Annotated in this window: 11 protein-coding genes; 1 reads left to right on the top strand and 10 read right to left on the bottom strand. The window is 45.5% G+C overall.

The window, feature by feature from the left end; all coding sequences use genetic code 11:
- Positions 1 to 26 precede the first annotated feature (26 nt).
- The 8 genes from QMA13_RS10155 to lonB all read right to left on the bottom strand — a co-directional run bounded on the left by QMA13_RS10155 (position 27) and on the right by lonB (position 9,692).
- The gene (locus QMA13_RS10155) at positions 27 to 851 is read right to left on the bottom strand and encodes a cytochrome C assembly family protein (RefSeq protein ID WP_282941254.1); all 825 of its coding nucleotides are present in this window, start codon (positions 849 to 851) and stop codon (positions 27 to 29) included.
- A gap of 14 nt (positions 852 to 865) precedes the next feature.
- Positions 866 to 2,260: a glutamyl-tRNA reductase gene (hemA, locus tag QMA13_RS10150; RefSeq protein WP_282943360.1), complete on the bottom strand. Its 1,395-nt coding sequence runs from the start codon at positions 2,258 to 2,260 to the stop codon at positions 866 to 868.
- 169 nt (positions 2,261 to 2,429) lie between these two features.
- Positions 2,430 to 2,957 (bottom strand): S-adenosylmethionine decarboxylase, encoded by a 528-nt coding sequence (locus QMA13_RS10145; RefSeq protein WP_282941253.1) that lies wholly within the window; start codon positions 2,955 to 2,957, stop codon positions 2,430 to 2,432.
- A 137-nt stretch (positions 2,958 to 3,094) separates the two neighbouring features.
- Positions 3,095 to 3,496: an adenosylmethionine decarboxylase gene (speD, locus tag QMA13_RS10140; protein ID WP_282941252.1), complete on the bottom strand. Its 402-nt coding sequence runs from the start codon at positions 3,494 to 3,496 to the stop codon at positions 3,095 to 3,097.
- Positions 3,497 to 3,827: 331 nt separating this feature from the next.
- The gene (locus tag QMA13_RS10135) at positions 3,828 to 4,418 is read right to left on the bottom strand and encodes a non-ribosomal peptide synthetase module (RefSeq protein ID WP_282941251.1); all 591 of its coding nucleotides are present in this window, start codon (positions 4,416 to 4,418) and stop codon (positions 3,828 to 3,830) included.
- Positions 4,419 to 4,772: 354 nt separating this feature from the next.
- Positions 4,773 to 5,423 (bottom strand): ribosome biogenesis GTP-binding protein YihA/YsxC, encoded by a 651-nt coding sequence (gene yihA / locus QMA13_RS10130; protein WP_282941250.1) that lies wholly within the window; start codon positions 5,421 to 5,423, stop codon positions 4,773 to 4,775.
- Between the two features lie 40 nt (positions 5,424 to 5,463).
- The gene (lon, locus tag QMA13_RS10125; protein ID WP_282941249.1) at positions 5,464 to 7,797 is read right to left on the bottom strand and encodes an endopeptidase La; all 2,334 of its coding nucleotides are present in this window, start codon (positions 7,795 to 7,797) and stop codon (positions 5,464 to 5,466) included.
- A 191-nt stretch (positions 7,798 to 7,988) separates the two neighbouring features.
- The gene (gene lonB, locus QMA13_RS10120; protein ID WP_282941248.1) at positions 7,989 to 9,692 is read right to left on the bottom strand and encodes an ATP-dependent protease LonB; all 1,704 of its coding nucleotides are present in this window, start codon (positions 9,690 to 9,692) and stop codon (positions 7,989 to 7,991) included.
- 206 nt (positions 9,693 to 9,898) lie between these two features.
- Between lonB and QMA13_RS10115 the strand changes: the two genes are divergently transcribed.
- Positions 9,899 to 10,603: an N-acetylmuramoyl-L-alanine amidase family protein gene (locus QMA13_RS10115; RefSeq protein ID WP_282941247.1), complete on the top strand. Its 705-nt coding sequence runs from the start codon at positions 9,899 to 9,901 to the stop codon at positions 10,601 to 10,603.
- Between the two features lie 18 nt (positions 10,604 to 10,621).
- Here QMA13_RS10115 and QMA13_RS10110 read toward each other — a convergent pair whose 3' ends face one another.
- Both QMA13_RS10110 and ispG read right to left on the bottom strand, forming a co-directional pair.
- A complete protein-coding gene (locus QMA13_RS10110) occupies positions 10,622 to 11,389 on the bottom strand; it encodes a divergent polysaccharide deacetylase family protein (protein WP_282941246.1) in 768 nt (255 codons plus the stop codon).
- A gap of 124 nt (positions 11,390 to 11,513) precedes the next feature.
- On the bottom strand, positions 11,514 to 12,626 hold the full coding sequence (gene ispG / locus QMA13_RS10105) for a flavodoxin-dependent (E)-4-hydroxy-3-methylbut-2-enyl-diphosphate synthase (protein ID WP_282943359.1): 1,113 nt from the start codon (positions 12,624 to 12,626) through the stop codon (positions 11,514 to 11,516).
- Between the last annotated feature and the right edge of the window lie 57 nt (positions 12,627 to 12,683).

Below are 12,683 nucleotides of genomic sequence, written 5' to 3'. Positions count from 1 at the left end.
GCCCCTCTCATATGGCCCTTTTTCAATCAAGACCATTGATGAAACGAAGAATAAAAGTTAGCGAACACAAAATTTAACGCCATAATAAAAAATGCAGCCAAATTCCATAATGCCAGCTTGTATCCCGGAGTTTTAAGCAGAATCCGTTGGAACAAATAAAAAATATAAGCAAGCAGAACAAACCAGGAGTTAATCACTTTAGGATCAAAAAACAAGGACAAGTCATGCTGTAGCGAAATCCAAACAACCCCGAGTGACATCCCTAACAGTAAAAGCGGAGTCCCGATAACAACGGAAACAAACGAGTAATAGTCCGTCTTATCCAGACTGGGCAATCTTTGCATGAGCTTCGACCATTTTTTCTCTTTCAATTGACGATGCAGGAATAAATACATTCCGGAGAATACGCCGGATACAACAAATGCGACATAGCTTCCTAAAGAGAAGCTGATGTGGATGAACAGCACCTCGTCGCTGACATTCCAATAAGCTAGCGTCGGCGATACTTTAGGATTGCTAAAAAAATTCAAGGCCAACACAGTGAAGCCTATAAGATTAACAATAAATACAAACAGCTCGATACGAAAAAAACGGTTCACTACAAGCGAAACCGTTACAAGCAGCCAGGAAAGCATGAACAGCGTCTCAAACATGGAAAATGCCGTCGAACGATCATGCCATACCAGGTTAAAGACCAGATAGATCGTTTGCAGAACCCAAACAAAAGAAAGCAACCCTGTCCCCATCCGTTTTGCGCTTCGATTCGGACCGACAAAGTCCGAGAAGTAAAACAGCAGGCTCAGGGCGTATATATAAATAATAGCATCGTACAACCAGCTTTTCGCGACCATGGCACCTCTCCAAACTACGTTTTAGCCAAGGCATCGGCAGGCTTCAACGAAACCTTTGTCAAAATCTCTTCCTTCCAGCGATCACGAGACTCGCTCACTTCCTGTTGACGACTAGCGTTCTCCGCATGTTCTTGCTCTGCCAGCTGCTCTTCAAGAGCAAATATTTTGGTGAAGTAGTCCAAGGCCTCTTCTCCATCAGGCTCAGCAGCCATTTCTTTAAGCCGAATGACAGGATCTCTTAGCATTTGATTAACGATACTCTTGGTTAGCTTACGAATAACCTTGAGTTCCCGCTCATCAAGATCAGGAAGCTTCTTCATCAAACTATCCATCGTTTCCTCATGGATAGTGCTGGCTTTTGTTTGCAGTGCCTGAATTAACGGTGTGACACCCAACGTGCGTGTCCATTGCTCAAACACGGCCATCTCCTCCACGATCATATCTTCAATAACAAGTGCCGCTTTGCGACGTTCCTGCAAGTGATTATTCACGATAGACTGCAGATTATCGATATCGTATAAAAATACATTTGGAAGCTCTCCAATGGACGAATCCAAATCCCGCGGAACCGCGATATCGATCATGAACAACGGACGCGAACGACGCTTCTGAAGTACAGCGGCAACCTGATCACGGGTTAGTACCATTTCGGAGGAGCCAGTCGAGCTGATAACAATATCAACTTCCTCCAAATAATAAAGCAGCTTATCCATAGAGCTTGCTACGCCCTGGAATTTCCCCGCCAGCTCTTGAGCACGGCTCAAGGTGCGGTTGACGACAATAACCTTATCGGCACCATTAGCGTAAAGATGCTTAACGGTAAGCTCACTCATCTTGCCCGCACCGATAATCATGACTTTCTTATGATCATAGCTGCCGAAGATTCGTTTGCCGAGCTCAACAGCAGCATAGCTAACGGAAACAGGATTTTCGCCAATTCCAGTCTCTGTATGCGCACGTTTGGCCAGAGTAACAGCCTGTTTAAACAAAGTATTAAACAGGGTACCTGTTGTTTTCAACTGCTGCGACAGCAGAAATGCATTCCGGATTTGTCCCAGAATTTGAGTCTCTCCGATAACCATAGAATCCAGCCCGCTCGTTACACGGAACAAATGATCTATTGCTTTTTCATTTTCATAAACGTACAAATGTTTATTGAATTGCTCACGCGGAACGCCAAACCATTTCTCTATAAATCCGCGAAGGTAATGATCGCACAAGTTTTCCCGATCGACAACTACATACAGCTCCGTACGGTTACAGGTGCCCACAATGACACATTCCATTACGCTTTTCGTTTCTTTGAGCTCCTTCAGTGCCAGTTCCAGATCTGCATCAGAAAATGTAAATTTCTCGCGGATCGATACTGGTGCTGTTCGATAATTCAAGCCCGCCACAACGATATGCATATGTGTCACCTGCCTTCCTCTTCATAATCTAGAACTCATTATAGCACAGTTTGACAAGCCTCTCCGACAAATTTTTTGTATAATATGTGAAAGCAAGATTTATCATCCGGTACTATTTTCTATATTTTCAGCTATTTTGATTCCGTTTATACAAGGAATCCTATTTCACTTACTGAATAAGCTTTTTGCGCAGCAAATCCGTCATCGATTTGTCGTCTTTTTGCAGCCTTTGATTTTGTGACGCAACGATATCGCTCTTGCTGGACAGCAGCTTCCCGTAGGCATCGTACAAGTCATCGAACTGCTTGCGCACCTCCATTAAAGCTTGAATCTCGTCTCCCTTAAGCGGACGCTGGCCCCCTATTTGCAGGCGAAGCACAAACTGCATCAATTGTGACAGGCCTTCGAGCGGTGTCAGCACATCTTCGCCATAAGCTAGCACTAGATGCTGATGCGTGAAGTTGGCCGTATAAACGGCCTGACGAAGCGGATTTAAAGCCTCGGTGTCCTTCACCTTTTCAATGTCATGCAGATAACTGCTCAACAGCTCCATTTGAAACAAAGAAACCTGGTACAGCAGCTTTCCGGCGTCCTGTTTTTCCGAATGCGCACTCACCATGCCTATGATTTGGTATACCGGCCATACAATTAGAAACACGAAGATAACATACATTACCCATTTACGTTTCCGTTTCATACCGAAATCCTCCCTAGCCAAATGAACTCTCCCGAGCTTCGGTTAAAACGCTATACAAGCTCTACTTGTTCATTGTATGGAGCGATATGCAAACAAATAACCACGGATTTCTCCGTGGTTACCATTTAAACGAATTATTATTTTGTCAATTGAACTTGCTTTAATTCCGGTGTTTCCACTTTCAACTCACCCATACCGCGAACAAGCTTTTTCGCATGTGCCGTTTCCGGTTTGAGTACCGAAATCATGTAATCGATAGCCAGTTGAGGATCTACTGTTTCGCCACAGGTATAACAATCTAATGCAGCAAAACCCTTCTCAGGATAAGTATGAATGGAGAGATGACTTTCCGACAATAATACTAGCACTGTTGCACCTTGTGGTTCGAATTGCTTGGATTGAACAGACATTACTGTCGCTCCACATGCCTCCGCAGCCTCCACCATTTGTGCTTGTAACCATTCTGCATTGTTGAGAAGTTCAAAGTCCACTCCCCAAGTATCAACAGCAACGTGTCTTCCGAAAGTTGAGTATTCCATCTTTCGGTCCCCCTTCCTAGGAATAAAATGTTTGAAAAATTTCATCCGCTAGGACCTACGTCATTCACTTCTCGAGGGAATAATCTCTCGCAACATTCAATGTCCTGAGTGAATCCTGGTTCCTATTTTGTTTTCAACGAAAATAAAAATAACATCTATTGCGAATAAAAGCAATACTTTTTTTTACCAATGCCTATTTTTCTTTGCTGCAAGTCTGCACATTGACTAAGATATGTTATAGTCTCGTCTCAGGTGTATGGAAAACATTAGATTTTTAGGAGACAAAAAAAACTTTCCCGGGGCTGCCGGAAAAGTTTTTTACTATTTATAGTTATGCTTCGAGTGCGAATAAACGACGCGTCATTAGTTGAAGACGACCATCAATTTGTTCGCGTACGGCAACGTCTTGAATATCGTTTCTCAGGTCGAGCAAATCGTTAATCTGAGATTTAATGCTCAGGATTTCTTGCTCTACCTCTACTTTGCGGAACATTTGCTCCAGCATGCCGACCGTATCCTTGAATTCATAAATGAGTCGTTCGGAGTCGCCTTTACGTTCCACGATTTTGATTACTGTGCCTTGTTCATATTCGTAGATCATCGTATAGGTTTCATAAATACGGTGAACAACAGCACTTCCTTTAAATGTTGCAACAGCTTTTCGCATCAATTGAACCAAATTTTTGTCCGTTATGCAGCAACTACCACTGCAAACATATGTGTTAAATTTTCTTTCGAACGAAAGGACGATTTCTTGTCCCGCTTCGTTGTCTAGCAGAACCACCTCTTGATTTCCGTTTTCAAGCACTTTGACCTGTAAGGAGGCTTGATGATCGACAAACATCTGAATAAACATGGCCATCTCGGCTTCCGTTAATTGTAGGCAGGTTTTGACGTATTGGGTCGCTAACCTCATTGCCATAAAAATCCCTCGATTCTTTGTTTTCGAAACATGAAGCCAAATTTGTATTCTATTGTTCTATATACATTATACTACATAAATATTTAATATTCCTGCTTTCCGTTCACTGAATTCCGTTGAAATTCTGAAAAATCTGCTTTAATCACGGAATGTTTCTGCTTTTTTATATAAATCCCTCTGTTTCCCTTATTTTGTTACGCAATTCCCTCCGTCCTTTATGATTACGGGCAGCCAGATTAGAGTAAGCTTAACAGACTCCAGGACATGTTTTTCTATAAAAAAAACTATTCCTCTCAAGCGGCTACAGTATGCAAGCCATTGCTCTTGAGGGATAGTTTAGCGTTTGGTATAACTTTATTCCGGTTGGATTTCCACTGATTCTTCATCCAAAGGCATTTCTTCTTTTTCTTCTTCTTCCTCGCGCTGGATCACACCCTGTATGATGCCCCAAAGCTCGTCCTTACCCAAACCAATCTCGGATGAGAATAAAACGAACGGATCGTTTTTATCCATTTGCAGTGTTTCCTTAACGATCTTTACATGCTTCTGCCATTGACCCTTGGAGATTTTATCCGCCTTGGTTGTTACAACGCATAACGGTACTCCATTGTGCTTAAGCCAAGAGTACATCGCTTGATCATCCTTGGATGGCGGATGTCTTAAATCAATAATGAGCAGCACCAGCTTCAAATATTCGCGGTGAAGCAAATATTCTTCAATAAACTTGCCCCATATTTCTCGCTTGGATTTGGACACTTGCGCATAGCCGTAACCTGGTAAATCAACGAAAAATAAGTCCTGATTAATTTTATAATAGTTTAATTGTTGAGTTTTCCCTGGCTTGGAACTCGTTCTAGCCAGATTTTTGCGCTGGATCATCCGATTGATCAGTGATGACTTTCCCACGTTAGAACGCCCTGCCAGAGCAATCTCAGGCAAGGCGTCGGGAGGATACTGACTCGGACCAACCGCGCTGATTATGAACTCAGCTTGATTGACCTTCATGTTCCTTCACTCATTCCTTCATTGAGGCTACAGCCTCATGTTATACCCCTACGGGTTTGACCAAAGCATGCTCAAGCACTCCATCCATATGCGAAACAGGAATAAAAGTCAGCTCTTTGCGCACGCTTTCTGGGATTTCTTCGATGTCTTTTTCGTTATCCTTAGGGATAATAATTTTACGAATTCCGGCACGGTGAGCCGCGAGGCTCTTCTCCTTCAGTCCGCCAATTGGCAGCACGCGACCGCGAAGCGTAATCTCTCCAGTCATCGCTACTTCTCGGGATACTGGGATATTCGTCAGTGCAGAAATAAGTGCTGTCGCCATGGTGATCCCTGCCGAAGGTCCATCCTTTGGTATGGCTCCTTCAGGAATGTGGATATGAATATCCATTTTTTCATGAAAATCTTTGGCAATATCCAGCTGGCCTATACGGGAACGGGTATAGCTGAATGCAGCCTGCGCCGACTCCTTCATGACATCGCCTAATTTGCCTGTTAGGGTCAGTTTGCCGCTGCCTGGCATGACCGTAACCTCGATGACCATCGTCTCTCCGCCCACTTCCGTCCAGGCAAGACCTGTAACGGCACCGATCTGATCAAATTCCTCGGCGACTCCGAAGCGGAATTTCGGTGGTCCGAGATATTCTTTGACATCCTCATAGCCAATGTTGACTTTGATGTCTTGCCCTGAGACGACCTTCTTGGCTGCTTTACGGCAAACTGCGGAAATTTGCTGCTCCAAATTACGCACACCGGCTTCACGGGTATATTCACGGACAATGCGCATCAGTGCCTGCTCTTCGATGACCAGCTGGTCATCCTGCAATCCGTGGTCCTTCAGCTGCTTAGGAAGCAAATAGTTGCGTCCAATATGCAGCTTCTCGATCTCGGTATAGCCCGGGATATAGAGCACTTCCATCCGGTCAAGCAGAGGTCTAGGGATATTGTGTACCGCATTAGCCGTCGTTACGAACATCACATTAGACAGATCGAATGGTACCTCGATGTAATGATCGCTAAACGTGCTGTTCTGCTCCGGATCGAGTACCTCCAACAATGCAGCTGCCGGGTCTCCACGGAAATCCATTGCCATCTTATCAATTTCGTCAAGCAGAAATACAGGGTTGGAGGAACCCGCATTTTTCATACCTTGAATAATACGTCCCGGCATGGCCCCGACATACGTACGACGGTGTCCTCGAATCTCCGCTTCATCCCGAACTCCGCCAAGCGAAATACGGATGAACTGCCGACCCAAAGATCGTGCTATCGAACGGGCAATAGAGGTTTTACCTACACCCGGAGGACCTACAAGGCATAAAATCGGCCCTTTCAGCTTCTTAACGAGCTTCTGTACCGCCAAATACTCCAGTACCCGTTCCTTAGGCTTTTCAAGACCGTAGTGATCTTCATTTAAGATTTCTTCCGCCCGGTTGATATCTAGATCATCTTCTGTCAGCTGAGACCAAGGTAAACCTAACAGCCAATCAATATAGTTACGAATGACTCCACCTTCAGCCGAAGTAGAGGGCATTTTTTCCAGGCGATCGATTTCCTTCTCGATTTTTTCTTTCACTTTCTCCGGAACATCGGTTTCAGCAAGTTGGTTGCGTAGTTCTTCAACTTCTCCCGCTCTGCCTTCTTTATCTCCTAGCTCCTTCTGAATCGCCTTCATCTGCTCGCGGAGGTAGTACTCCTTCTGGGTTTTCTCCATCTGCTTTTTGACACGCTGACTAATTTTGCGCTCAAGCTCCAAAACTTCACGTTCATTGTTAAGTATGCTGAGCAGCTTCTCCAGACGGTCCTTCACGTCGATGGTTTCCAGAATTTCTTGTTTATCCTTGATTTTTAAAGATAAATGACTGCAAATGACATCGGCTAAACGCCCCGGTTCATCAATGTCCGATACGGCAGCTAACGTCTCTGGGGTTACTTTTTTGGACAAATTAATATAATGCTCGAATTGGGTTAGCACCGTGCGCATCAACGCATCGATCTCAGGATCTGATGATTCCTGCTCTGGCAGCTCTTTAACTTGAACCTCATAGTACTCATCATTCGTTAAAAATTCGTTAATCTCCGCACGAACGATCCCTTCGACTAATACCCGAATCGTTCCGTTGGGCAGCTTCAGCATTTGCCGCACTTTAGCAATCGTTCCGATGCGATATATATCTTCCGTAGTAGGTTCTTCAATGTTAACTTCCGATTGCGAGCAAAGAAGAATCATGCTGTCATCCACCATGGATTTCTCCAGTGCTTTTACTGATTTTTCTCTGCCTACGTCCAAATGCAGCACCATGCTAGGATAAACAAGCAACCCCCGCAAAGGAAGCAACGGCAAGCGCCGCACCTTTAATTTGTTTGGTCCCATCCTGGAGCACCTCCTGTGAACTTTGCTTTCAGCAAAGTTGACTTCGCAACAATCAGCCTTCTCAAGCGACCTTGCTTCGCCAGCATTACCATTTGCTGTAGTTAACATTTTAGCAAAATTGATATAAAAACACCAATCGGCCTGTCAACTTATCTCGCACCGGCAAAAAAAGAAACGCTGAAGGCAGAAAATCACTCAAGCCCGTCAGCGTGCAGAACCGTTACCGATGCAGACGGCATCACATCCGGCTGTATGCCGGAAGCCTCTGACAACACGGAAATTTCAATACCTAATGCATGATGCAGCACTTCCTCCACCGATTCCACGGGAATAACCTCAAGTCCGTTCAACCCTCCGAAAATTTCCTGCCAATTCTCCTTTGGAATAATGACTTTGGTTGCTCCCGCCTGGAATGCCGCTTCGACTTTAGCGACGACGCCCCCTACTGGCTTCACTTTACCATGAATCCCGACTTCACCTGTCATGGCGATGTGGTTATCCACCGGAATTTGCTTAACCGCAGACGCTATTGCTGTTGCCATAGACACGCCTGCTGAGGGACCGTCAATTGGAGTACCACCTGGAAAATTAATATGCAGATCGTAATTGTATGGGTTTATGCCCAGTCTGCGAAGTACGGTTAGTACATTTTCAACAGAGCCCCGTGCCATACTCTTTCTGCGGATCGTCCGTGCGCCTCCGCCCATTTCCTCTTCATCCACAACACCTGTAATCGTAAATTTGCCGTTGCCAGCCTGAATGACTGGAATTGCGGTTACTTCGATCTCTAGAAGGGTCCCCAGATTAGGTCCGTACACGGCAAGTCCGTTGACAAAGCCTATTTCCGGCTTCGAACCGATTTTACGCTCCGGCCTAGGAGGAATTTGCGAGCTGTTAATAACCCATTCCACATCCGAAGCCGATACTTCCTTACGTCCATCAGTGAGCGCCATTCCTGCGGCCAACTGAATAATGTTCACCGCTTCTCTACCGTTAGTCGCATGCTTCTTGACAACTTCCATTGCCGCCGGATTTTCTGGCATGCCAATTTTCTTTAACGCATTCAAGGCGATTTTCCCTATCTCATCGGGCGTTAGTGGTCTGAAGTAAATCTCCATGCAGCGCGAGCGAATAGCAGGAGGCAGCTCCTGTGGATTGCGCGTTGTCGCACCTACCAAACGAAAATCGGCCGGCAAGCCATGCTGAAAAATATCATGGATATACCCCGGGATGTTCATATCCTCTGAGTTGTAATATGCACTTTCCAAAAACACTTTACGATCCTCAAGCACCTTTAATAATTTATTCATTTGGTGCGGATGTAATTCGCCAATTTCATCAATAAACAAAATTCCACCGTGCGCCTTGGTAACAGCACCTGCTTTGGGTTGGGGAATACCTGCAACCCCCATAGCGCCTGCTCCCTGATAGATTGGATCATGGACGGAACCAATCAATGGATCGGCAATTCCTCTTTCATCGAAACGTGCCGTTGTAGCATCCACTTCCGTGAATTTGGCTTCCTGTCGAAATGGAGAGTCCGCATTCTTCTTGGCCTCCTCCAGGACAACACGAGCCGCTGCGGTCTTCCCAACACCCGGAGGACCATAAATGATAACGTGCTGTGGGTTAGCCCCGCACAGCGCCGCTTTAAGCGCCCTCAGCCCTTCCTTTTGACCGACGATATCGGCCATTGCGCTGGGTCTAGTTTTCTCCGCCAAAGGCTTATTTAACGAGATTGAACGAAGCTTTCTCAGCTTCTCAAGCTCTTTCTTAGACTCTTTATCCACTGCGGTTCGGTTGGACTGCTGATTCCGTAACAAATTCCAGAAGTACATACCGATGACAACGGCAAAAAATAGTTGGATAATCATCAAAATTACACTGATGTTCATTAAAATACCCCTCCTACGAGATAAAGTTTCGAAGATAATCAACGCTTTTGTTCCCACTATGCAAACTACGTGCAAGTACCATATACCTGGTAGTATTCCCCTCTTAAGGGCGGATTCATACGGTAATGAGAAAGTTTTCTGGTCTGTATGAGAATGAAACAGAAGAGAACCATAAGAGGGAAGTTTTTTCGTAAAGGAGTGTACTTATGCGACGCTTAGGCGCGATCCTTCTTTTATTTTCCGTGACCTTCTTATCTTCTAACCAACCCTTAAACGCCAAATCCGATCTTCACCCGGCTTCCAAAAACCCGATTATCTCTAATGTGGACGTGCTGATCGACGTTGGTCACGGCGGGATCGACAGCGGTACGCTATATGGGGAAATATACGAAAAAGATATTAACCTGGAAATGGCCAGACTTACCTATGATCTTTTGCGGCAAAAGGGCAAGGTTGTTCTTATGAATCGCATGGAGGATTATGCTTTAAGCGGTGAGAACCGGTGGTTTCGCACACGTTCCCGACATCTGAAGGATCTTGCTCAACGGAGCCACCTGGCCAATGAAATTCGTCCTAAGACCGTCGTGAGCCTTCATGTGAACTGGGCCGCAAAGAGCGGCAAGCGTGGTCCTGTCGTGCTGCACCAGAAGTCTGAGTCAAGCAAACGGCTGGCAACCAGCCTTCAAAGCTCTTTAAATCAGCTGTACGACACGTCGGGGGAGATTGTATACGGCAAACCCTTTTACTTACTAAGACATATTCAAGTGCCTACCGTTATCGTAGAAATGGGTTTTATCTCTAACGCACAGGACCGCGCTCAGATGACACAGCCTCAAAAACAGCAAAAATTAGCCGAAGCTATCGCTAATGGCATCCTTAGCTACTTAAATTCACCTCAAAGCGACAGATAACAAAACAAAAGCCGGCCCCTAGAGGGCCAGCTTCGAAATGGTAACAAATTGCGCTTTTTTCTGAATCGACGGAATCGATTGCTTCAAGACGGCTGCGGTATGCTTTCCTGGTGGCCCTACATGGCCTATAACAACGGTTGTATCGTGGTCGTCTACATACTTAAGAACCTTCAATGCCTGCTTCACAATATGATCCCGCGTATAAACGTCATCCATAAAAATGTTGTTTTCCAAAGTTCTTAAGCCTACCTCATTCGCTACGGCTTGGACGACACTCTTATGGGTCGTTTTGCTATCGAGATACAATAAATGCTTTTCTTTACACACTTCCAAAACAATCCTCATGACTCTTTTGTCCGCTGTTACTTTGGAGCCCATGTGATTGTTGATTCCGACAGCAAAAGGAACCTCGTCGATAGCGGCTATTACACGCTGCCTTATTTCTTCATCCGACAAGTCCGTTGTAATCGCCCCAGGTCCAAGCCAGCTCTTCTTCCCCTTGACGGGCTCCATCGGCATATGGACCAGCACATCATGTCCAAGTGAGTGGGCCCATTCGGCATCCCGTTTGGTCGTAGGCAGAAAGGGCATGACAGCTACGGTGAAAGGAATCGTCAGCTCCATCATTTCCCTCGTTCCTTGCATGTCGTTCCCAAGGTCATCGATGACAATCGCTATTTTCTTAGAGTTGGCAGCCTCTCCCTCCGATCGAATTACACCTGTCGGCCCTAACAACAGGCAAATCACGATAAAATACATCAAGACCCATTTAACGGTTTGATTCATAGCGTACCCTCCTGAATAGTTCTAAGCACTCTCCTTGTTATTTGTAACCAGGAGAAAACCTATTCATGGATACAAAAAAAGCAATGCTTCCCATTAGAGAAACACTGCTTCTTATAACCTTTAATTACGCGTGTAGCGAATGGTTCTGTCTGCCCGGAATTTCTCCGGTTCTTTCAAAATGCTCTACAATAATATCGATTTCTTTCTTAAGCTCTCCAAGCAATTCAGCTTCAGGCACTTTACGAATCATTTCCCCGTAACGGAATAACATCCCTTCGCCTCTTGCTCCCGCAATCCCGATATCAGCCTCTCTTGCCTCTCCAGGGCCGTTAACAGCACATCCAAGAACGGATACCTTGATCGGAACTTTAATTCTCGAAATATATTCCTCAACTTCGTTGGCAATCGAGAATAAATCAATGTCCAGACGTCCGCAAGTCGGGCAGGATACCAAAGTCGCTGCGTTCGTGATGAGACCAAAGGTTTTCAATAGATCACGTGCTACCTTGATTTCTTCTACCGGATCCGCACTAAGCGAGATGCGGAGCGTAGAACCAAGTCCCATATTGAGGAGCGCGCCTATACCAGCAGAGCTTTTCACTGTACCTGAGAACAATGTTCCCGCTTCGGTAATCCCCAAATGCAGAGGATATCTGAACGCAGAAGCAGCTTTCGTATAAGCAGCAATAGCCATGGGAACATCGGATGCTTTCAAAGAAACGATAATATCACGGAAATCCAACTCTTCCAGGATACCGATATGGTACAAAGCGCTCTCAACCATCGCTTCCGGAGTAGGATAACCGTACTTCTCCAGAAGATGGTTCTCAAGCGATCCTGCATTTACGCCGATTCGGATAGGAATGCCGCGCTCCTTGCATGCTTTAACAACCGCTTCCACCTTCTCGCGGCGTCCGATATTCCCCGGATTGATCCGAACCTTATCAATACCGTTCTCAATAGCCATTAGAGCAAGACGATGGTCAAAATGAATGTCTGCCACTAACGGAATTTGAATTTGGCGTTTGATGTCTTTTATCGCTTCAGCGGCTTCCTTGTTGTTAACCGTTACACGGACCAACTGGCAGCCTGCATCTTGCAGACGATGAATCTCGGCAACGGTAGCTTTTACATCGGCGGTTTTCGTTGTACACATGCTTTGCATAATGACCTCGTTGCTTCCGCCGATCGTCAAATCCCCTACACGAACTGGGATGGTCTCCGTTCTGTGAAACATGTATTCGATCTCTCCCATGATACCAAACATCCTCCGCTCTGAGACAAAGCCATTAAA

This window comes from Paenibacillus sp. RC67 (assembly GCF_030020805.1).
Taxonomy (GTDB): domain Bacteria; phylum Bacillota; class Bacilli; order Paenibacillales; family NBRC-103111; genus Paenibacillus_S.
The sequence above is the reverse complement of the archived record's forward strand: the minus strand, read 5'-3'. Positions and strand labels throughout refer to the sequence as shown.